The sequence below is a fragment of the Fundicoccus sp. Sow4_F4 genome, assembly GCF_052116145.1.
In the GTDB taxonomy this organism is placed as follows: Bacteria; Bacillota; Bacilli; order Lactobacillales; family Aerococcaceae; genus Fundicoccus.
On the sequence record NZ_JBQKLQ010000013.1, the window covers coordinates 1 to 23091 of the forward strand.

General features: G+C 34.4%; 17 protein-coding genes and 1 pseudogene. 2 read left to right on the forward strand and 16 right to left on the reverse strand.

All coding sequences use genetic code 11. The features are described 5' to 3' along the window. Positions 1–2236: 2236 nt before the first annotated feature. Positions 2237–2627, reverse strand: a pseudogene (locus tag ACTQ5J_RS13070) (EcsC family protein); the annotation flags it as partial. Between ACTQ5J_RS13070 and ACTQ5J_RS13075 the strand changes: the two are divergent. Next, positions 2545–2988: a hypothetical protein gene (locus tag ACTQ5J_RS13075; protein WP_441753670.1), complete on the forward strand. Its 444-nt coding sequence runs from the start codon at positions 2545–2547 to the stop codon at positions 2986–2988. The pseudogene ACTQ5J_RS13070 and the gene ACTQ5J_RS13075 sit on opposite strands and share 83 nt — an antisense overlap. Positions 2989–5243: 2255 nt before the next feature. Here ACTQ5J_RS13075 and ACTQ5J_RS13080 read toward each other — a convergent pair. The 4 genes from ACTQ5J_RS13080 to ACTQ5J_RS13095 all read right to left on the reverse strand — a co-directional run bounded on the left by ACTQ5J_RS13080 (position 5244) and on the right by ACTQ5J_RS13095 (position 11501). Further along, a complete protein-coding gene (locus ACTQ5J_RS13080; protein ID WP_441753626.1) occupies positions 5244–6551 on the reverse strand; it encodes a hypothetical protein in 1308 nt (435 codons plus the stop codon). Between the two features lie 2 nt (positions 6552–6553). Further along, positions 6554–7879 carry a hypothetical protein gene (locus ACTQ5J_RS13085; RefSeq protein ID WP_441753628.1) on the reverse strand — a complete coding sequence of 442 codons (1326 nt, stop codon included), beginning with the start codon at positions 7877–7879 and terminating at the stop codon, positions 6554–6556. 5 nt (positions 7880–7884) lie between these two features. After that, entirely contained in the window at positions 7885–9147 is a 1263-nt protein-coding gene (locus ACTQ5J_RS13090) for an HNH endonuclease (RefSeq protein WP_441753630.1), read from the reverse strand. Positions 9148–9638: 491 nt separating this feature from the next. Then, positions 9639–11501, reverse strand: coding sequence for an AbiA family abortive infection protein (locus tag ACTQ5J_RS13095; protein ID WP_441753632.1), 1863 nt, complete (start codon positions 11499–11501; stop codon positions 9639–9641). Positions 11502–12349: 848 nt separating this feature from the next. On the opposite strand from ACTQ5J_RS13095, the gene ACTQ5J_RS13100 reads away from it, so the two are divergent. Beyond that, entirely contained in the window at positions 12350–12523 is a 174-nt protein-coding gene (locus ACTQ5J_RS13100) for a DUF5960 family protein (protein WP_441753668.1), read from the forward strand. Positions 12524–13166: 643 nt separating this feature from the next. Here ACTQ5J_RS13100 and ACTQ5J_RS13105 read toward each other — a convergent pair. The 11 genes from ACTQ5J_RS13105 to ACTQ5J_RS13155 all read right to left on the reverse strand — a co-directional run bounded on the left by ACTQ5J_RS13105 (position 13167) and on the right by ACTQ5J_RS13155 (position 22939). After that, on the reverse strand, positions 13167–13661 hold the full coding sequence (locus ACTQ5J_RS13105) for a hypothetical protein (protein ID WP_441753634.1): 495 nt from the start codon (positions 13659–13661) through the stop codon (positions 13167–13169). Between the two features lie 549 nt (positions 13662–14210). Then, complete coding sequence (locus ACTQ5J_RS13110; protein ID WP_441753635.1) at positions 14211–15017, reverse strand: EcsC family protein; 807 nt, start codon at positions 15015–15017, stop codon at positions 14211–14213. 746 nt (positions 15018–15763) lie between these two features. Next, positions 15764–16603: a CHAP domain-containing protein gene (locus tag ACTQ5J_RS13115; RefSeq protein WP_441753636.1), complete on the reverse strand. Its 840-nt coding sequence runs from the start codon at positions 16601–16603 to the stop codon at positions 15764–15766. Further along, entirely contained in the window at positions 16581–16814 is a 234-nt protein-coding gene (locus ACTQ5J_RS13120; RefSeq protein ID WP_441753638.1) for a phage holin, read from the reverse strand. Before ACTQ5J_RS13120 ends, ACTQ5J_RS13115 begins: the two co-directional genes overlap by 23 nt. Further along, positions 16804–17088: a hypothetical protein gene (locus ACTQ5J_RS13125; RefSeq protein ID WP_441753640.1), complete on the reverse strand. Its 285-nt coding sequence runs from the start codon at positions 17086–17088 to the stop codon at positions 16804–16806. The genes ACTQ5J_RS13120 and ACTQ5J_RS13125 overlap by 11 nt, the downstream gene beginning before the upstream one ends. 65 nt (positions 17089–17153) lie before the next feature. Further along, positions 17154–17396: a DUF2922 domain-containing protein gene (locus ACTQ5J_RS13130; protein WP_441753642.1), complete on the reverse strand. Its 243-nt coding sequence runs from the start codon at positions 17394–17396 to the stop codon at positions 17154–17156. A 35-nt stretch (positions 17397–17431) separates the two neighbouring features. Continuing rightward, positions 17432–17629, reverse strand: a complete 198-nt coding sequence (locus ACTQ5J_RS13135) for a DUF1659 domain-containing protein (RefSeq protein WP_441753643.1) — start codon at positions 17627–17629, stop codon at positions 17432–17434. Positions 17630–17719: 90 nt separating this feature from the next. Then, entirely contained in the window at positions 17720–18244 is a 525-nt protein-coding gene (locus tag ACTQ5J_RS13140) for a sigma-70 family RNA polymerase sigma factor (RefSeq protein WP_441753645.1), read from the reverse strand. Positions 18245–18336: 92 nt separating this feature from the next. After that, the gene (locus ACTQ5J_RS13145; protein WP_441753647.1) at positions 18337–18624 is read right to left on the reverse strand and encodes a hypothetical protein; all 288 of its coding nucleotides are present in this window, start codon (positions 18622–18624) and stop codon (positions 18337–18339) included. A 766-nt stretch (positions 18625–19390) separates the two neighbouring features. Further along, on the reverse strand, positions 19391–22312 hold the full coding sequence (locus tag ACTQ5J_RS13150; RefSeq protein ID WP_441753649.1) for a G5 domain-containing protein: 2922 nt from the start codon (positions 22310–22312) through the stop codon (positions 19391–19393). Positions 22313–22753: 441 nt separating this feature from the next. Beyond that, positions 22754–22939 carry a hypothetical protein gene (locus ACTQ5J_RS13155; protein WP_441753650.1) on the reverse strand — a complete coding sequence of 62 codons (186 nt, stop codon included), beginning with the start codon at positions 22937–22939 and terminating at the stop codon, positions 22754–22756. Positions 22940–23091 lie beyond the last annotated feature (152 nt).

Genomic DNA, 23091 nt, shown 5'->3' on the forward strand with positions numbered 1-23091 from the left:
AAATTTATTCGGTTGTGTTTATCAGCCGTAGCCAATAAACTCTTACACATCTTGGTGTTTATCTTTGTTTAGTTTTCAATGAGCTTTGTGTCACTTTGGAAACGCTTCGTTCCTTACCGCGACAACTTCTATATCATAACACGAGTTACTTCTTGGTGTCAAGAATACTTTTACTTTTTCTTTAACTTAATTTTTCACTCGCTCGCTTGTTTGTAGTTCTCACAACAACAAGGTCTTTATAATAACATGTCGTTTAAGTTAATGTCAAGAACTTTTCAAAGAAAGTTTTCAACTTTTAAACTGACACTTCCGACTTAACTTTCGCTTTCGGAGTTGTTTATCGCCTCGTGACGACAAGAAATAATATAACATGGAAGCAATCATTCTGTCAAACCTTTTTTAAGCTTTTCTTAATATTTTTATTCAGTTTAATTAACAAACTTATACTGACGCAGTTTTCATCTTAAATTTTATTGTCTTATTTTCCCTTTTTAATCTGACATAATGCGGCACTTCGATTGGATAAATTTAAATCACTTCAAATTCGCCAGTAAAAAACTTAAATTATTCTTTTTAGAAACGATTTTATATTTAACATTGTTGATTTTTTCGAATAAGTTGACCTGCTCTATTCATTTTACCTATACTTACGATAAAAAAATTTTATCATCGATTATTTTTCAAAAACTTTAACACTTATGTTTTACATGCTGGGCCAACTATACTTAAATTCCATCTTTAAATAATTTTATTTACAAAGTCTTTTGTTGTCTTGTGTGGAAACCTTATATATTTTAAACAACGTTTTTTTAAATCCTAACTCTGCGCTCATATATAATTCTGTTTACATTGGATTCTCTTTCATTTAAAAATAAGTTAAAGACTGATAAAGTCTCCCGTGGTTCTAAATCACGAGATTTTGTTTCACAGTTATTCATTTACCATACAATATCGCTTTTATTTATTTGCAACTATTATAAACTCCACTTAATTAATTATACATAAAGGCTAGCTTAATACCGTTGACTTAAATATACTATTCCTTTTTATGTTTAGTTTCACTCAGTACTTTTGCCTATATCATTGTGGATAAATCTTGAATTGTTTATTATCCACACTTATCTCACTCGTGTTAGACTTTCAACACAATCGTCAATGACTTTTTCTCTATAGATAACATATCTACTTTGTCTAATGTAAATTAGTTATATAAAATTTAACGTTGAGTTAGTGAGGAATTCGACGTGGATGGTTTGCTATGTGAACACTCTAATATAATCTTTCGATGCAGTGAATAATATAAGTCGGTTCGAAATTAACCATTTAAGCAAAGCGCCTATTAACTTAACCTCTTCTCCTAAGAGTCATGTCTAGAAACACATAATTTAATTATCATTTGGGACGAGTCTCAAAATCTAACGTCTTATGAATACACAGCAAAATTTTTTGGGTTATTCCATTGATAAAATTATCTTAGGGTTACATTAACCATTGTCTGATTTGTTACGTTCAAAAAACAATGCCATTATTTGCGATCCACACAATATAGAAATTCGTAAACTATACAACAATTTTTATAGTTTAGATTTTAGAATAGATATATTTACTTTTTTCTAATTTATTTTATATCGTCTTGGTAACAATCAGTACTTTTACACTTTTCTTATAGTCATTCATTTCTGCAAAATAACTTTGTCCTTATACGCTGGATTCAAAGAGCCGCACGTTATCAATTTAACGCATTGAGTTGGGAAAATTTCCCCTTATTGTTTGAACAGTTTAATACTCCCATCAAGATAGATAAAGTGTCATGTATAAATTTAGACGACTGACGACATGAACTAATATATTATATTTTTCATTTGAACATTTATAATCACAATCTACTTTTAGTATTTCACCTACCTAAAACTCAAATTTTCATTAAAACTTTTGTTTTTATCCTTTAATATAAAGTCGATTCCCTTGATATATATATATTTATCATTAGTGGTTAATTTAAAATACGCAGTGTCTTCCATTCTAAACAGTATGACACTAAAAGTGTTTTATCCATTTTAGACTGATTAAAAGAAAATACGCTCATTAAACAAATTGTCTTGTAATGGATATATTCGTTATAACCCATTATTGTTGAGTTTGATAGTCTCTTGAAATAATAATTCCCTCTACAATAAGCCCACTTTTAATAAAGTTCTATCGACGAACACTCCTATGGTTGTTGTGAAACACAAGCAAAAGCACCTCCAACAAATGCGCCAGCAAACCTATACTGCTTTCCAAAGGTTAACTGCTCTTTTAATTCCAAACTTAGTAAGTAATCTAAAACTAACTGCTTGATCGATTTTCGTCAACACTTTTCCTGGAACCATTTTTACTCAAGCAAACATCATTTTGTTTCCAATAACAATTCCAGATTTCTTCACAATATTTGAAACTGAAGCTCCAGCTAAAGTTGTATACACAAATGTCTGTACTTGATCACCTTTTAATTTATAACTCATGATTACTGCAATCATTCTCATTTGAAATAATATTACATTTGTGAAATTTGTTGGTAATACAACTGGCAAAGTAATCAGACCTCCATTCCCTTTATCAAATCCCAATGTCGTTGCTTTTGTGCTCCAAAGAAAAAATCTAAAATGTGAGAAATATATCAAGCAGACTTTTGCAGATAGTCGCATTTATGTCATCCTTGATAATTTGCTTGACTATCTTTTAGCGCGGTTAGAACGAAAAGGGAACCGTTGGGTTCATGAAGGCACTAAAAATAGACCCGAAAAAGTATATTCTCTTGAAAACCAACACTTAATTCCAGCCTTCTCCTTGCCTTCTTTCGAAAGCACTTACACTGCAAGCATATCAAGATTTAGCCACAAGGACAATACGGTGGTCTATCAAAACAATCGTTATTCTCTTCCTTTAGCGAGTTACCAGGCCTGGCCAAATAAGCGTGTATTGATTGACATTTCTGAAAATGAATGACATTTAATTCATCCTCAAACCCTTGAAGGCATTGCTTCCCATTCCGTGTGTTATGTTAAGAGACAAGCTAATCAGAAATCAGCCATAAACGTGACCGTTCTTAACAGATTAAAGGATTGAAGCAACAGGTCTATCAGGCTTTCACTGCAGATGAAATCACTCAAACCTTTATGATCCAGCTCTTAACGAAATACCAACGGTATCGGCGAGACAAATTTCAGATTATTCATGTGCTTTACTCGAATCAAATCACCCACTGACGCTCAAGCCCATTCAGGGCTGTTATGAACGGAAGTTATGGAGTACCAATGATATGAAAAACATGGCCAAGCACCTTGAACACCATAAGACTTTAACGCAACAGACCAATGTGGCCAAGATGAACAGAAGCCATGGCCTTCTAGATCACACTATGACGTCACCGTCCGTTCGACGGAAACCTATACTGCGATTTTAGAAGCGGGAGAAGAAGCATAAGTCAATCGGTTGAAGTAATTTAAGCCTCATTAAACAACTGCGTTTAGCAGAAATGTCACAGCTTTGACCGCAACAATTGCGGCAAGCTGAGACATATTCTTGGACCCATATGAAATTATTAATGGAAATAAAGTATTTTGAATGGAAACAACGTGAAGCTAAAGGGATTCAACGGCGATTAAAACGGGCTCATTATCTTTACCGTAACCCCTTATCCAGCTTTGATGTGTCCTCTTTCCCAGCGCCAACTAAACCAACTTGCGACATTAAATTTGGTTAATTTAATCTTACTGGATCCACCCAGAGTCGGTAAACCAGCCTTGAGTGTGTGGCTGGGCTTGGAGGCCATTCAACGCGCTTATCAATTTTTTACATTACCATGGACGAGCTGACGTCTGTATTAGAAACAGAGTTATGTACACGACAGTCACAAATCCATTTAAAACGCGTTCGAAGTGTGGGTTTAGACATTATCAATCATTTAATGTGCTTAGCGATGGATTTCTATAAAGCCAAGCTTTTTTCAACTTAATAATCATTTCTATGAACAACCTTCGGTTATTTTAACGTTCAATAAAGCTCCCGACCAATTGAATGAGCTAATGGGCGGTTAAAGCATTATCCCAGCGATTTTAGACCGTTTATTACTCCGTGTAGAAGTCATTCAAATGGACGCTGATAGCTATCTCATGAAAAATAAACACAAAAATATTTAACTAACAAAAGTGTAAAATTCTACTTAGCAAAATCTAAAATTGTAATTGACGATTACATTTTTCTTTAACATCCTCTGTATGATAACTCTCTACTAATTTTGAATACAGTGGCTTATCTTTATTTTCTTCTAAACATGACATGGTAGAATCTAAAATAAACTTTTTATAATTATATCGATAGTAAAAATATATATCGTTTATTTTGTTTGGTTGTAAAGGAAGAATTAAATATGAAACAATGTCTTTATTTTCAATGGTCATTCATATTGCCAATCTCTTATTATCCTCAAATAAATTTGTTTATGCTCAAGAGGGATCTCTAGTATCTGAAAGTAATTTAGAGAAGTATATAACATACAAAATGGAGATGAAGTATATGTTGTTGATGATACGGGGTCAAAGTACGTTTTTGACGCTGAGGACGCAGTATATATATTAGACGAAATAGAAATCTCAATGAAACAATCCCATATGCTACTGCTGAACCAGATTATAGTGAATGTGGAGGGACATCGGCTACTGGCAGTAAAGCTGCTGTTTTGAGATATAGCGCAACTGGCCTGAAGCTATTATGATAGAAACCAATCAATAAAGGATAATAACCCTATTTATACTTTCTATATCCATCAACTCTCAAAGTTTTACAGCCATAATAAAAGCATAAAAAAAAGCAGTTTCTCATGTGGGTGAGAAACTGCTAAGCTGATACCGATGGTCGGGGTCGAACCGACACGCCCGTGAGGGCACAGGATTTTGAGTCCAGTGACTCACTATTCTATTCGTTAGCATGGGTTAACAAAGACTAATTTATTAGGATATTTTTAACCACGCATCATCAATCGTTGTTAAATCTCTTCCTATTATATGGCATAATTTATGGTACAAATTAAACGCGTGAGAGGAATAAATAAATATATTTTATAAAGAACTATTATGCAAAAAGTCTGTAACATTCAATCTGTAAATTATTAGATTGAATGTTACAGACTATTTTTGATCATTAAAAAAATATAATCGGAAAAGAATAATATATAATAGCATAAATTACTTAATAGACCTACATTAACAATTTTTTTTTCTAAAAATCAGCATATGATCTTCTTTAATCTTTCCACCTCTATTTTTTCTATCAAATCCCATATAATGATTTTTGATAATATAACTCCATCTATTTTCCAAAACTAAATCATACCGATCTGCCAACTCGATTAATATGCTGGCTGTATTAACATTTACATTACTAACCATACTGTTTCCGACTGCCATAACATAAACTGAATCTTTTTTAAGGACCTTAGATGATGCTTCAAAGTGCGTATTCATAAACTTAAAATATTCCAAAACAATGTAAGCATGTTTTTCACCATTCTTTTCATCTTTCAGTATGTCATTAATGCATTCATTCAAGAGATCAATTGTTATAAACAAACTTTGTTTTGAGATGTCCTTATACTCTACTTTCCTTACTAGTGTAGTTCCAGCGTAAAGTTTTCTCTTTATATTTTGTTTTACTTGAGTATCCATTTCAAATAAATCTCCTACCCAAAAAAGTTCAACCATTTGGTTATAAACGTAGTCTATGGACTTAATATATGGTGGTGAAGTCACTATTAAATCTACTTGGTTTGGTATGATTGTTGAAAAATCTGGACTTCCATCAGATTTAAAGATTTTCACCTCATAATTTTCACTACTTGTTTTCTCTAGCAATCTAAAACCTTCAAAGTAGAGTCCTAATTGTTTAGCAAATAAAGAGAATACTTCTGCAGGTTTCTTTATTTTTGTTCCTGAGACATAAGTTTTTTGAGACTGATTATCTGCATTTGATACTCTCCTAATTATACTAGAAAAAGCAATTATGAAAGCGTCATAATAATCTTCTATTTCTGAGTACATTGAAAATTCGTTTGGTATTAAATCAATCAGTGTTCTGATTATTCGAAGTTTATGTATTGCATCATCAGTAAACCAGTGATTTAGATTATTAGTTTTTGGATAAAATTTAGGAATGCAATTATCTTTTTTTGACAAGATCCAATCACTTATATCTAAGAAAACTTCAGATTCTAAAGGTGTAGACTTTACTTTGGAAATTAAGCAAGATAATGGATCAATATCTATACCGTATCCATTATGATTTTGTATTAATGTTTGTACCAAACTAGTACCACTTCCTGAAAATGGATCAAGTACAAATTTACCGCTGCCATTTAAATAAGTTCTAATAGCCCATTCTGGAATTTGCGGAATGAACTTTCCAGGATACTTATGAAAGCCATGTGTAAGAGATGTGACATTTTTGGTATTAATACTGACTACAGAATCAAATGGTATATTATTTGGTAATTCTTCAAAATTTAAAACTGTCATTGTTACCTCTTTCTTAAAATTACTATTGATTCTCGCATAAAATCCATCACATCTATCAAATGTTTTCTTTGTTGCGAACTGGATGTTAAATGTCTTGTGATTATGATTTCTTCTACAACAAACCCTATTTTCTCTCCAATTTCCGCTATTAATAAGTCTGAAGGAACTACTACTCCATTATAAGCAGAATTTCCGACTACTATTGCTACTCTTCCACCACTTTTTGTTTTAATAAATAAATTATTTAGTAATATTTCCATATCATCAAAATACCCAAGGACAACATCAGGTATTCTCTTACTCCACAACTTCTTTTGAGATATTAAATTAATTAAAAAGTTCACTGAATCGTTATTATAGTGTAATGATTTAGAATTAACAGCGCTAGGATTGGATCTCATACCAGTTCTTTTTAATATCCTTAATTCTTCTTGACTTTCGACAAAATCTCCCAACCATAATTCCATCTTATGTATTTCAAAATAATCGAAAAAATTTGCATAAGGTGGAGAAAAAACAGTTAGTTCAATCTCAGCTGGAATCTCTGTTACTTTATCAATTGATGATCCTAAGATAATCGTTGGTTCTGGAGCTTTTATTTTATATAAAAGCAAGTCTTCTAATATCATACTTAAGTTAACCAATATTTTTTCTTTAACAAATTCAAACTTATCAGTCGGAAAGTTTGCTTCTTCCCATTCTTCTATTGGAATTGTTGTGTATGTATTCTTTTGTCTTTTTCTATTTTTGTATTTAAGTCCATTCCCTTCTTTTTTTACATTTGAGACCAGTTCAATAACTGACAGCCAAGATAAAAATAAAAGATCTCTAACCTTTGATTCTTTAATCAAGTTTATTTCATCTTTTAATTGTAATAAAGCCTGCAATATATCTGAGTTAAAATACTTTTCTGCTAAAAGAAAAGTAGAATATCTAGTCTGTTTATCTCTTCTTAAATTTTCAAATGAATTCTTGTAACCTAAAGCACGATGAATTTCTGATTCTTCAAGTGTATAGTTTTCTACTTTTGCAACAAATACCGAAATTGGATTAACATCAATTCCAAAAGTTTTTAAATTATTGTATCTTCCAGCTAGTATTGAAGAACCACTCCCCATAAATGGGTCCAATAAGTTCCCACTTATTGAAAATCTTTTTATAAGTTTGTCAACTAGCTCGTATGAATACCCTTCTCGATACGGATACCACCTTTGAAATGGTATATCAGAATTCTTTTGAAAGTTTACAAGACTTGAATATGTGTCGTCCTCAAAAACATTGTACTTTTTTTGAAGTTCTATTAAAAACTCTTTGCCTTCATTCTCCAATTCTCTTACTCTCCTAAAAATATATTTTCCCTATGATAACTAACATATAGTTTATTAATGCTGTTACCTAATGTTGTCTGTATTTTTTTTCTTCCACTGTTAATTACTCTAATAACATTAGTCTGGTACAAATTATTAACTAAATCGGATGAATATATAAATTTTGAGGGAACAATTTCCCCTGTTTCATCAAAAGTAAATAACCCTGCATCAAACATTTTATGGCAACTTAGACACATTGCTAATCCATTTTCCAAATCATCTCTATGTTTATTTAATATTAATTCATCATGTACACTAAAAGGCATGATATGAGCTGCCTCAATGAATAAGGTTCCTTCTGCATCACAATTCGGCAGTACACACTTATAATTATATATATTTTTTATTTCATTAGCCCATTTTGAATTTCTTTTCAATCTAACATATGAGTTAACTTCCAACTGCTCATTTGTTAGTGTTATGTTATAATTAGATATTGTCCTAACTGCTTCTAATAAGTCAATAGAACCATATTTCTTAAACTCAATAAGTAATGCTTCTCTGAAAGGCGATCCATACGCTAAGGGAAATTCTTTAATCTGGGTTGCTGATAATTTTGATGGCTTATACTGTACTATCGCTGACAACATTTCGGGGTACATTTTTGAAAATTTAAGTCCACCATCGTCATTTTTTATGAATAGACCCGACTGTATTAAATCAGTCACCCAATATGAGTAATTAAAACTTTTTTGTCTAGTCGTGTCGCCATCAATCAATTCCGATAATTGTGCTCTACTGAGTTCGTTTGAATTTTTTTTCATTTCGTTTATTAGAAACTTAACTATTAATCTTTCTTCAACTGGCGTTTCATCAAATCCATGTCCATCTGGTATTAATGATGCTACAGAAATTGCGTTAGCTATTATTAGCCTATAAAGCAAGTTAGCGTCTTGGCCGCGTCCATTTTCAACAGCATCTATCCATAATAGCCCTAATTCAGTCCATTTTAAAGGTAAAAGTTTGCTGTCTTTTAAAAAACCTAATCTTATCCAGTTCCTAATTTTAGTTTGCATTGTTGATGGTCGAATTTCTTCTTCACCAACTTTTGCAGTAGCAGCAAATGCATATAGCCAGGCTCCATTCGCTCCCTTACGTCCTGCACCCCATCTTTTCTTTATGAATTCAGCTCTTTTACTCGATTCTACTAGCAATTGTATAGCTGCAAGTTCTGATAGTTGACTCCCAGTTCTTGAATGAAACCAATCTCCTCTTAATTTCCCCAATTTATTGTCTCCTAACTTAGAATAATTAGTTTTTAATTTACAGAATTGAAAAAACCAATAAACGAATATTAGTTATAATTTATAATTCTATAACTTAACTATATATATATCAAATGGATTCATTTTATTCAGAATCCTTGCATTAGCTTTTCAATAATGAATATTACAAGTTCCAGTTTAGTGATAAACATATCATAATAACTACTTAGTTTTATAAGATAAATAGTTGTTATTAACTTAGATAATAATTATTTTTGTATTCTTAAGAATATAATAGATGAAATTAATTGTGATTGCCTGTACTGACCATCAAATTTCTGCATATAATTTCTTTGTACCAATAAAATTTTGCTATTAGTAATAAAAAAACTTTTTCTATATAATTATCAATATATTCTTATTCAATTTACATTCATTATACCACGTAAATCTTAAGATTTATTTAAGAAACAACATTATCATCATTCTATTAAATAATAATCCAATTATGTTTAAACTATTTCAATCGATTCTATATAGGAGTAAATCATTCTAGAGAGTTTTTCTAACGATTGGGCTAACATTTCTTTAGATATCGTATCTCCAGATAATAGTTCTGCTGACCCATGGTTTATTGGATTAAAATTTCTAAATTTTGATGCTTCATCAATAATTTCACGACTACCATCAAATCTCTCGTAGAATTTCTTTAACACCTTACTTTGATGATATGATTTATAATTAGCGTTTTTGGTAAATCCTGATTCAGACCATGCAAATTCTGCCGTTATTCTATCAAAAAATGACTTGTAATAAGAGTATGCTGCTAAATAATCATCTCTTTTTTTGTTACAAAGGTACAAAAAGAAAATTTGTAAAGTAAGTTTCGATACCTTCAAATGCTTAAAAACTTTTATATTTTCTACTGACTTATACTGCCATTCATACTTTATACAATAAGAGTCGATGAATTGATATAATGAAATATTTTCTGGAGATTGTTGGACCAACGCTTCAATTAAATCATAATGACTGAACCTTCTTTTCATCAAATAAGTTATCGCAATCTCCAAATCATTCAACATCCAAAAGCCCTCTCTAGATTTGATAAACAAATTGTTAAGTACCTCTCTTATTCTTTCACCGTCTCTTGTATTCAATAGCAAAGTTAAGAAGACTTTAGGTGTAGTCCTAAGAATATGAACGTCTGTAACATTAAGAACCTTGCTTTTTATCGGATCTATCGTAAAATTCAAATCATTAGAATAGATTACTCTATTTAATATCTCACTCGGTGATAAATTGTTAGCTTCAATAGAGAATATGTTCTCAATTATTTCGATATATCTCTTATTAGTTAAGATATATTTATTCTCTATCTCTAATTCGACTTGCGTTAAAAAATCTAAAAGTAATTGCTCTGCTTTTTCTACGTCTAATTCATAAATATCAAATTCCTCACCATTAACTATTTCTTCATAGTACGGGGTGGATAAAACTTCAGAAATTCTACTAGAGTCACCATATTTAATCTTTTCAGAATTTAAATTTAATTCATTCGCATGAAACAAGGTGTTAACAAATTTTTGAAATTCTTCAAAAATGTTAGCCATACTTATTCCGTCAGCTTTTGAATCAAATAATATATACAAATCATCTACATATCTAATCATCTTAAAACGCGAAATTAAATTAATATGGCTGAGGTAATCAAAAATAGTATTATCAATTTCTTCAAGATATATATCTGTAGCAAGATACGAAGTTCCCATACTGTTCTGAATTACTGGAAAATTTCCATTTCCTATGTATTTGATAAACTCCTTATACATTAACAATTCAATTTGATCAAATCCACTAGACTTTTTCTCTATCTTGGAAAAAAGTTTATCTATATTTATATTTGGAAAATAGTTTGATATATCCAACTTTATGAAATAATCATGAATATCTTCTGTCAATATAACTTCCTTATAAAAATTTGAATACTCTTCCTGATATAACGGATTTAGCGAATGAAGATTCCCAGAATAATAAACTTTTATGGCCTCATTCCTCTGTGACTCAACATTATCAGAGATATTAACACAGATTGCTTGCAGTAAAAGATACATTATTGGAGATATCAATTGAGACTGTCTATATTGTCCATTGGATCTTTGCATATAGTTTCTTTGCACTCTCATTAAATTTTCATCTAATAAAAAGTAACCTTTATCAATAAATTCATCAAAATACTCTCTTTCAAGCAACCTAGTCATTGACGCTTTTCTTGTAAATGGATACCACTGCAGATAACTGTTGAGTTTTCTTATATCAGTTTCGAAATACAACTTTACTACTTTTTCCCACGTTTCATAAGTAATATTAAACAATTTATATCCTCCTTCAGTGATTTAAAATTTATAGGTATGTATAATTTGTATATTATCATAAAAGTTTATTCCCACCTACTTTAGTTTATTTTGTAATATTGCTCTTTAGTTTTTCGATTAAATCATCTAACATATTTCTTTCTGGTTTTATGGGTAGATCAATATTACTTATTGCGATAAAAAACATTAGTTCGTATAATGTATATTCAGACAAATTGGGGTATCTCTATACTAGTCATTTAATATTTTGAAAAATTTATTTCTTGAAATATATGACATGTAGTTTTTTAAGTTGATGCTTAAAAAACAGTTTTACATTCTAGTTATATTACGATTAATACTTAAGTCATGGTTTACAATATGACTCTAAATAATCAGGTATGAGGTAATACCATGTGAGGATATGGCGTTATTATTCGCTGAAGTACTAATCAATTTCACTTTATTGTGGATGATTGGATATAGTCATTTGGTTTTCAAACGAGGTGGCCTGGATTGTCCACATTAAACTGAATAAAAATTATATTGTAGATATAAATATTGCAGTTCCTATTTTGTAAATTAACAGACCTTATACTATATTTAACTAACCTGTGATCATGAATCATGTGCTACTTTTAAAATGGATGTGTTAGTAAGAATGATCGCAGTTATTCACCTATCAAAAGAGCTCGTGATACTAGGATAAAAAGATGGAGAATTAATCATCGGATGATTACTAAGTTTACGATTCTAAATTGAGTACAGAGTGATATTACTTATTATATTGCGAAATAAAAATACACGAGGAGGAAGACACAAATGAGTAAACCAAGAATTAGACAAAACGCCTTACACTTTGACTATTTATAACGGATGATTTATTAATGAGCATGGCTGGGGCACAAAAATCTTATTTTATATTGAATCGTCATAATGCTAATGATCATAGGGATCACTACTACTTATTCAATGTCAAAGTTATCTCTGAGCCTAAGACAGTCCATATCTATGAGTACGTTGGCCACAGGTTCAGTCTATAGAGACCTTGTAGCAAGCATCCAGGTAGAACTATGCAAGGAGCTAATTGAAATGAGCTTAGAATCGAAGTTACTTGGATGATGCGAAGATGAACCTTCCATAATTGGACTAGCAAGGGAGCAGGGAATAGCTAATAAGCTTTAAGGATACTTATACCACACTTGCTCGCTCCGCGTTTCGTTGTCGTGACCGGCTCCATCCCTGCGGGATTCGCTCGGACTCCCCCGAACCACTTCGCTCCCAAGAGTGGTATAAGTATCCTATCCTGGTGAAAATTCAAAGCTGGAGACTTTATACGCCTAGGCTAGTCTTGAGTTGGCTCTCCTCTATACGCGCTTACGCGTATAGAGATGAGCCCTAGCCATCTGTGTGGTTATCAACTCCCCCTACTACAAGACTGGTGCAGCTACAGTGCCTCGTGCGACGTTGTCGCACATGGCACCTCGCTTCGATGCTTGTACGCCTACTTGACATGCCAACTCTTTGAGGGCGCCATTGTACGCAAAATAATTACCACCAGATTTAGGAGCGAAGGTTCAGTGAGGCCGACCGGAATACCGTAGGTATGTAGGCGCAGCGGAACTGAAACTAAGCGAGTAAATCTGGTGGTAATTATTAAGCCAGTATTCTTTTGACGTTCGCACGCTAAGCGTTTCTCTCTTGCTTTATTTTTTCTAGAAAATTAAGCGATCCTGGATAGTTTTCATATAACTCAATTAGCTGGTTCTCTTGTTCTACTGCGTCAGCAGCAAATTCTCCATAATTCATGCGTGTGCCATCTTCCAATTTGCTACATAAAACGACACGACCGTACCCTTCCTCTATCGTGATAAAGACGGGTAAACTACCTTCAAAGTCCACCATAAAGATTACCTTATGACATAATCCCTGTTCTTCTGGTTCAGACATCTTAACTTCCAATTTAAAGACACCTGGCATAAACTCTTTAAAGTCTACCTGACAGTCCATCCCCTCGAACAATTCTTGTAAGGGATACTCTGATTCTACTTCTTCTAACTTGTCCGATAATTGGTAAGTGTGGTGTGGGCGAACTAGATTAATAAAGTGCTGTGGATTTGCGAAAAATAAACTTGGCAATAGAACGTGTTCGAAATAATAGCGGGCTTTTATATCAATCATATTGGTGCCTCCTTATTCATTTGATATATCTATTATACGAACAAGCGTTCTGTAAGTCTAGCTATTATACTTCTTTCTAAAAGAATACTCTTTTCAAAATATTTCTAAAAATAATGCTATAAGCTTCTCAAATTGAAAAATCATTTCTTGTAGCTAATTATGTCTAACAAAAAGAAATGGCCCATCTCAGTACGCGAGAAAGCGTATCGAGATGAGCTCTAACAATCTTAAGGATACTACCTCGTCCTACTACTACACTTCTCGTATTGTCGGTGGACCAGTGTAATTGGATCTGTTAGCAATTTCCGAAACTAGTCAATATTCAAAGCTCGCAAACAATAAAACCTGATATTCTGCGCTTTTGCCAACACCAATATTCTGCTTAGCTATCCACTCGCTTAACACCTTGAACTACTCACTGTATCCCTCTTTTAATTCATTTATGCTGTGTTTAATATTATTATTCAATTGCTATAACTCATAACCCTGAAACTAGCAAATGGAACTGGTGGCAAATTTGTTAGTCATAGTTCTATCAAATCTGTAGCCTTATTCGTTAACTACAAGGTCTGATTTATTAATTATCAGTCCATCTCCTGCATTGATTCCTTCATCAGTAAATGTCTTTTGTGCCAGTAATGCGATTGTCTTAGTAGTCAAAGTATCAAAGGTACCGCCAACAAATGCACCAGCAACGGGCACTGCTTTTCCAAGATTAATCACACCCGTAGAACCAAATTTAGTCACTAATCTAATCCCAACTTTTTGATTTATTTTAGTTAATGTCTTACCTGGAACTTTCTTGACTAAACTAAGTAACATCTTATTGCCCATTACAACACCACTTTTCTTCATAATATTAGATACGGTAGTCCCAGCAAGTGTGGCATAAACAAAAGTTTGAACTTGATCACTGTTTAAATTGTAGCCTCGAATTAATGCTATCGCTGCAATCATTCTCATCTGAAATAAGATCACTGAGGTGACGTTGGCCGGTATAGAGACTGGCATCGTTATAAAGCCACCAAATCCAGTTACAAATCCAGATGTCGCAGCTTTTGTAACTTGGGCATTAACAAGCTTTTTTATTGCTGTTTCTTTATCATATCTCGAAAGATAATCATCCACTAGTTCCTGAATATCCTTTTGCCCTGGCAATCCTGTTAAAGTTTTGTCATAAGCCCAGTTTAAAGTTTCCATCATTTTCTCCTGAGATATAGCTACGACGTTATTTGAGCTATCGTTGATGGTCTTACTTGCACCGCTTGCTATTTTCCCTACATTATCCTTACTATCGCTAATAATCTTTCCGACACCGCTAGCTAACTTCCCAATATTATCAAATGGATTTGACATGATATCCTCCTATTTAGTCTCTATTTTTGACTTAATCCCAACATATACATTCAAATTATACAGATTAAGAATATCACTAAAATGCGATTATTGAAAGCGTTCATATTTGCTTCTCTTTTCTTAAAAATCATCTCAAAATACATCCAATAAACATATTACTCAGCATCTATTCGCTCATCGTTTCGTTTTCGTGACTGGCTCCATACCTTTGGTATTCCACACGGACTCACCCGAACCGATTCGCTCATAGAAGCTGAGTAATATGGCCAACCTAAACACTACAGCGTCAGCCTTCACATTATACGCCTAAAACATTAGGCTTGGCTCGCCTCGTTTTGCGCTTGCGCATAACGAGATGAGCCTCATCAAGCTTGCGACTATTAACTCGTCTAACCACAAACCTTGGAGTAGGTACCGTGCCTCGTGCGACAGAGTCGCACATGGCACCTCACCTTACGATTCGCCTAAAGAAAGACGAAAGCCACCTGCTAACGCACGTGGCATCATCCTAAATCTAATTTAAAGCGTCCACCTGCCCCCAACAACACCACGCGAATGCTTCGCAATCGCCTGAAGTTGCCAAAATCTGCAACGTTGCCGAATTTGCATCCAGCCCAAGCAGCCGTCAGGCGCGTATCTCATGACATAATTATAGCCCAGCGCAAAATGATGCGCTGGGCTATAATTATAAAACCTACCTGACAAGCTACCGGAGACCGCTACGCGACCTCCGGCCACATACCCTTCTACATGACCGTGACATCCTTATCCCGCATCCAGCCAATCACATCACCTTTATAGCCTAATAAATAAACTTCTCCACCCCTAATGGCCTTCCGCTCCAGGACATCAAACTGAGCCCCAAGCACCCAACTAGCAATTTTCTGTCCAGTATAGTATGTCATTGCATTAGGCAATACCTTTACCTTATCAGCATCTTTACCGACATTTTCTATACGTTTAGCAATCAACTCATTGACCATACGTTGCACTTTAACAGGATCATGCCCCGCAACTTTCAGAGCTTTTTCCCTCGCCGGATTATTCCCCCACTTACCCGACAACACTTCTGAAGCCAAGTCCTCCATAGTCTTATCACTCAGTACTGGAACATTAACTTTTTCATCACTATATTTCGGCCTAGCAAACCCCTTAATACGCCAATCATTCCAGTCAAAATAGACCTGGGCGACGCGCGCATTCGCATTACCTTCAACTGTTCTCAATATATCGCCCGATACTTCTGCTACAAAACCTATGTGATCAGCAAAGCCTCCCCCATCCCAATCAAAGGTAATTAAATCTCCTACCTTGGGCTTTACCCGTCCTAACCAGATTCCCATTTGTTTAAACAACTTTATATGCCTTTCAACTCCACATTCACGCCCAATCAAACTAGCCGTACCTGTTTCATCTGCAATTACTGTTACAAAGGCATCACACCAAGCATCATCATAAGTCATTTTATAACCACTTGGCCGTGGTGTTACTTTGTTATAACGGTCAATTAACGCTTTATGCACACTACCGTATTGTTGCGTTCCGACGTACTTTAGCGCCAAATTAATCACCTGTTGAGCTGTCATATTGATTATCTCCTTCTTTATGATAGTGATTGCTGGAAACTTGTATTAAACCGCCTAAAAACGCGGTTAATAGATTCATCGTCGCTAGATACAAGTCAACATCTACCCAGTTATACAAATGCCCCAAACCGCCAATAAACGCAGAAAATGATGGCAAAAAAATTAACACCAGCCACTTCAAACGGTCATAATTTTGATTATTAATTGACACGTTGCAACCACTCCTTCACCGTTGCTTTTAATTCTGACAATTCATACTTTATATTATTAAACAGCAACTCTATCTCATGTATTTTTATATCTTGCCGACTGATACTTTGCGCTAGAATCACTCGCTCTTTATTCCCTTCTTCAATTTCAATGGCCATCTTATCTAACCTGCAAATGAGATTTTGGATTGCTGTAATCAAAGCAACCAATTTACTAATTAACGTAATGATGGCCACCGTTGCTCCAGCCATACTACCGATTTCGATCAATGTCATATTTATACCCCCTTTATCAAAATAGCCCCGCTAGTATTTAGCGGGGCCATCAACACACTATTAACTTATGCTTCGGCTTTATAAACGTCTTGAATAGAACGAGTAACATAACGAGCACCTTCTGCAACTGCATAGACGTCCATACCTTCATCTAGGAAGATATCTGTTTCAACTATTTTATCCATAGCCGCTTGAGCAACTTCAGCCGTTAAATTCTCAATTGGATCTTTGACTGTAATCTTACGTGCAGCACCTGCCGCATCATTAAATAATAGTTCTAGGGTGTTTGTAGTTGAGTTATCTAACATGTAGTATTACCTCCTTATCAAATATTTTGGTTACATTAAACTAACTCGCTGGTTTCTACGATATATGTCTTACCTAAAGGCTTTGTAGTTAAAGTCTGAATTGCATCACGCACGATGTGTGCTTCAGCAGCACTAGTATCTTGCTTAATATTGCCTAGATTAAAGGAGTTGACCTTCTCTGTTAACTCATCGACACTTTTAAATTGCAATTTGGCATCTTTAAACTCTTTCATTCGAACCCTCCTTTACAAATTAAAATGGGTGATCATACCGACAAACGATACCCTCACCCATATAAACGTATTTAATAATATGTATGTTCCTTATAACAACAATGTTTTCAAATCATTTATCTTATCAACAATTTTATTTTTCCGTTGGTAAATCGTCTTTCTACCAACTCCGTACCTTCTGGCTATTTCTGTCACTGTTAAAGTTTCATCAGATAGCATAAGGAATAACTCATACTCTTCCCGATCTAATCGTCGCCTAACTTCTTCCAAAAATATTACTAATTCAATCCTGCTATTTTCAATTGGCATGTCAAAATCGACTGCTCTTTCAACTTCATCGAAAGAGACCTCTTGCTTCTTCTGTTCTTTCCGCAATAAAGTGACCAAGTACCAATATAGTCCCTTACCGGCATAGGCAACAAACCGTATGCGATCACCCCCTAAAGCTTTACCATCGAAGGAATCTTCAATAGTCAACAGTTTCATTCGTAACTCTTGGGCATAATCCTCATAGTTAATATGCCGTTGAGGAATCGTCATCCTTTGTAGAGTTTTATGTATGAGTGGTTCAAATTGGTTTAAAATGCGACTTTTATACAGCGACTGATAATCCAAGCGTGCTCACCACCTCAGTTCTTTACACTCATTTTATATAATTAAGACCTATAATTACAGAGCAATTAACTCATCATTGTGTTCACTTTTAATTAAAAAATAAAAGACTCAGTAGTAGAATTATTAATCAAATTCATAACTATTAAGAGTCCTAAGCGTATGTAGAATTCCCTTTTAGATTCAATCCATAATTTTCTTTCCTCAATTGATTCTTTAGAATGATGACGAAACACCTGTGTTTCCTGTCTAAAACGCCTGATATCGTTTTCATTTATGTAATCATAAAAGAGACTTGAATCGACTGCTTTAAAATTTTTCCCCTCTTTTAAGAGGTACTCAATACAATTGTTCAGTGTTGCTAATTGCTCAGTTGTAGTCATATTATAGAATTCTCCCTTGCGTTCCAGAATATTCTCTATTATTTGTTGGATGTCCTCATTCAATTGGAAAGCTGGGAAATCCTGTTTTCTTTTTATAACCAAGGAATCTATTAATTTTCTCCGGTCCTGCCAACGCACAGTGGTCCCAGTTTGCGTCTTTTGAATCTCGCCCTTAATAACATCCACACCGAAAGCATTTAAATTTAATTGTTGTAATATTACATTTGGAAATTGTTCAATTGTTGTTTACTATGAGTAAAAGTTATTAGTCCAATCACTCGCCAAATCCTCTATGTCGTGTTTGATCAAGTTTGCTACATCTACGTAAAAATCACCGTCATTAAACCCTACTTGCTACCTTTACCATGTAAATCTCCTCCTCTTTTGTTTGTTTGTAAGCCTTTTATACTTTTGCTTATAAGTCCCGATCCAACTTTTTGTTTTTTGACCACCCTCGTCTTTGTCTACATCTATATAATACCATCTATGTATATCTTTGCAAATTTTAGACGATTTCAGATTGTTGTTATATCAACGTTTGCAGGGTTTACAAAAAGTTTATTTGTTGTTATTTTATACAAGATTATTATATTTTTACAAAGCGTGATGTATCTCCTATCTACTAGTAAATGCCCTTTAATGATATATGATTACGTTAAATAAGGGTTAGGGGTGTTATATCCTCGTCAGGGGTTAGGTGTGATATATATATTTAAACAAAAAAAGAGAGGTAAGATACCCCTCTTCAGTGTTTTGTTTAATTTAATTACTTAGTCCCATTAAATACTTCATGATAGACTGCGTCTACTACTTCACGACTTACCTCTACTGCTGAACCACCGTTTGTTGACTTGTAATTAATTGCGATATAGCCGTCTTGACCTGCTACTGTGTAACTCTCACTTGATGACTTGTTAGGGTCGTTTGTTGTGATTGTCCCTGCAATAATTGGCGTGAACTCTGTCCATGTGCGTGAACCTGTAATGTCTTTTGTACCTCGTAAGACTGTCGCTACTGTTGCGTCCACCACTGTACCATTGTCATAGTAAGTTGTAGTTTGGTATACACCATTCTTATAAACATCTGTGTAACCAAATGTCGTGTATCCTTCTTGTCCTTGTACAGTTGTTACATTAACTCCAGGTTCTAATGTGTTGTCATTGTAATAATCAGGTGTATAAGTGAAGTACCCTCGTTGATTTGTTGTGACCTCTACGATTGTATCCCCATTTGCATCCACATAACTATTTTCAGTTTCGGATACAATCTCTCCACGTCCTGTTTGATAGTCTCCACCTGACATTGCTAAGTTACCATGCGCACCATTGTTCACTTCGTTATATACTTCATTGCGGATTTCGGTTGATCCATTTGTGTGTTCTGTTTTTGTTACTGTTGGCTCTTGATATTCTACCTTAGTCCCAACTTCAACAATCTTGTTAACTGGTTGTGTTGTAACTTCACGTTTGATTTCCTCACGTTTAGTCTCTTTACCGTTAACTTTTGTTACTTTATAAGTGATTGTCTCTACTCCAGCTTTACCCTCTTGAACTACTTTTGTTTCACCCTTTGGTAAGTCTGCATTATCACGTGTTTCTGTCTGGAAGTCAATAGCCTCTGTCTCTTTTACCTCTTTTGTTGCTAAGTTAGCTTTACCTACCTCAACAATTTTATTAACAGGTGCTTTTGTGACTTCCTCACCCGTTACCTCTCGACTTACCTCTTCACCTTTTTCTGTGTGAATTGTTGTTGTAACTACCTTAGAACCATTAACCCCTGCTTGAATTACTCGCTCTTCTGTACCATAACTATCGACTTCACGAACCTCTGTTTCAAATGGAATCGCTACTGTATCCGTTACTGTTTTTTGTCCTTTAATTGGTTTTGTACCTACGATGGTTACGTCATATTCTGCTTCAATTACATCCTCTGAAACCTCAACTGTCGCTAATACTGTCCCATCTTGTGTGTATAATGTCTCATATACTTTTACAATCGATCCAGCTTTACCTGGTACTACCTCAACAAAGTCCTCCCACTTATTAGGGTCTTTGATAACTTTCTTACCTTGTGTAATGACTTGTGTCTCTTTTGCTGTCTCTCTAATGTAACCCGCTGGTTTTGTTCCCAATCGAATTACTCGATCTTGCATTTCTGTAACCACAACGTCATCTACAAACTGATCAACTACCTCCCCATCAATAACCTCTTGAACATCCGTTACGTTACGTACCCCTGTTACACCCGCAAAGTCCTCAACTTCAACTCCCTCCGCTAAAGTGTTATCATAGATTACACGTACACCCGGTGATGTTGTATGTACAGTTGTACTATAGATTACTGAACGTTGATGCCATGCACCCGGAATTTCAACTTCTTCAATCACTACGTCAAATAATTGATTGCCCTCTTCATCTAATAAAGGGTTGCCCTCTTCATCAAATAATGGTACTTCTGTCTCTACGTTTTCATATGTTGACGGATCTTGATAGTCGTTATAATTAATCTCGGATGGCTCTTCACTTACTGTTACAACACCCTCTGTATACTCTTCACCCTCACGTCCTACAATTCCAGAATCAATATCTTCAGTACCAATTACTACACGTGTTGCCTCACCTACTACATGCTCGGACTCTACTGACTCTTCTGCTGGTAGTTCTTCACTTGGCTCCTCTGGTGCGGGTGTTTCTGGTGTTGGTTCTGGTGTTTCTGGATCCTCCTCAACTGGCTCATCAGTATCTGGATTTTCTTCTACTGGCTTATCAGTGTCTGGATTTTCTTCTACTGGCTCATCAGTATCTGGATTTTCTTCTACTGGCTCATCAGTGTCTGGATTTTCTTCTACTGGCTCATCAGTGTCTGGATTCTCTTCTACTGGTTTATCAGTATCGGGATTCTCTTCTACTGGCTTGTCAGTATCTGGATTCTCTTCTACTGGTTTGTCAGTATCTGGATTCTCTTCTACTGGTTTGTCAGTATCTGGATTCTCCTCAACTGGCTTATCAGTGTCTGGATTTTCTTCTACTGGTGTCTCCTCTACCGGTTTATCTGTGTCTGGATTTTCTTCTACTGGTTTGTCAGTATCTGGTGTTTCAGGTTTTGGTTCTACTGGTTTTGGTGCCTCTGGTGCTGGTGTAGACGGTTGTGCGGGTGTTACTTGGTTAGAATTGTTAGTTTGTGTAGGTGCTTGTGATACGACTACTGATTCAGCCTCAGATAATACCCCGTTAAGAATATCGCCCGTTAAGATTAAATCACGATCTGTAATACCATTTGCATCTGCCAATTCTTGTACATCTGACTCAATCGCTTCTGCAATTACTGATAATGTATCCCCCCATTGAACAACATATGCCTCTAAACCTAACTCTTTTTGACGCTCGATTTCAGCTTTAACTTGATCTAAATTGTTCATCGTCCACTTTAATGTAATAGCTTCAAGGGCTTTTGATGATTCTGTTTGGATTGCCTCGTCTAACGCAAGTGATGCTTTATCGTCAAATGATGATGATTTAGCTGATGTCAGCACTGCTTGTATGGCTTGTGGTGATGCCGCTAAAATATTGGTTGGGATTGATACTCCTAGTGCTAAGGCTGTAGTTGCTACCGCAATCCATCCTTTACCTTTTACTTTACGCATAATACGCGCCCCCGTTGAGTGGTACTCTCGTCTTGTTCTGCTCATTAAAATAAATCCTCCTCTAAAATATCGCATAGATTATTTGTCTGTTTTAGTATTAAGTTATTTGTTTACTACTATATATAGTAGCATATCTCACCTGATTTGTGTGTAATACTTGCATAAATGCACATTTAAATTGACTTATATATCATAAATAAGTAAAGATACGCTAAAATGATTAGATGTAATGCCGTCGTATACAAGTATACTTGGCTCTTCACATCATCACATGAGGGGATTGATGCGCTAAAGTATGAGTAGGGTAGTCGTCTACATATCATAAATTAGTGGGTCTCTTTTTATACATTAAGCATTCACTACATTTAATATAATCAGGGTGTTTGTCTATGTATATCAGGGGGATCGCCTCGCTAAAGTATAGGGTGTGTATTGCCTATGGTGTAAGGGGTTGTTTTAACATCGTCAATTATAATAGGGTTGTCACTAAAGTATAGTATTGAAATAATCATTTTCTTTAAACCATCCCATTATTGATTGAAATTCTACATGGTCTTGTTTGTTAAAATCAGAAAATTCTGTATCTGATTTGTATTTTGGTTTCAATGTATTTTTAAAGCTTTCTATTATGTCATTTTCATCTCGGTAAGTATAGTGATTTATAGTTATCATGATTCTTCTCCTATTATTTATAATTATCATTAGATTAATATTATTTACTTTTTTCACATCATATCATATACATTATTTGAATTTGTTTTATATTTATGAAAATAACACATACCTCTATATTTTCATAGATTAATATGTAATAATGTGTGAAG

Bases quoted from the DNA above. Each gene is read 5' to 3' on its own strand.
- ACTQ5J_RS13105 (WP_441753634.1), bottom strand. From the start codon at position 13,661: ATGATTGATATAAAAGCCCGCTATTATTTCGAACACGTTCTATTGCCA.
- ACTQ5J_RS13150 (WP_441753649.1), bottom strand. From the start codon at position 22,312: ATGAGCAGAACAAGACGAGAGTACCACTCAACGGGGGCGCGTATTATG.
- ACTQ5J_RS13110 (WP_441753635.1), bottom strand. From the start codon at position 15,017: ATGTCAAATCCATTTGATAATATTGGGAAGTTAGCTAGCGGTGTCGGA.
- ACTQ5J_RS13130 (WP_441753642.1), bottom strand. From the start codon at position 17,396: ATGTTAGATAACTCAACTACAAACACCCTAGAACTATTATTTAATGAT.
- ACTQ5J_RS13135 (WP_441753643.1), bottom strand. From the start codon at position 17,629: ATGAAAGAGTTTAAAGATGCCAAATTGCAATTTAAAAGTGTCGATGAG.
- ACTQ5J_RS13125 (WP_441753640.1), bottom strand. From the start codon at position 17,088: ATGACATTGATCGAAATCGGTAGTATGGCTGGAGCAACGGTGGCCATC.
- ACTQ5J_RS13080 (WP_441753626.1), bottom strand. From the start codon at position 6,551: ATGACAGTTTTAAATTTTGAAGAATTACCAAATAATATACCATTTGAT.
- ACTQ5J_RS13145 (WP_441753647.1), bottom strand. From the start codon at position 18,624: ATGACTACAACTGAGCAATTAGCAACACTGAACAATTGTATTGAGTAC.
- ACTQ5J_RS13155 (WP_441753650.1), bottom strand. From the start codon at position 22,939: ATGATAACTATAAATCACTATACTTACCGAGATGAAAATGACATAATA.
- ACTQ5J_RS13115 (WP_441753636.1), bottom strand. From the start codon at position 16,603: ATGACAGCTCAACAGGTGATTAATTTGGCGCTAAAGTACGTCGGAACG.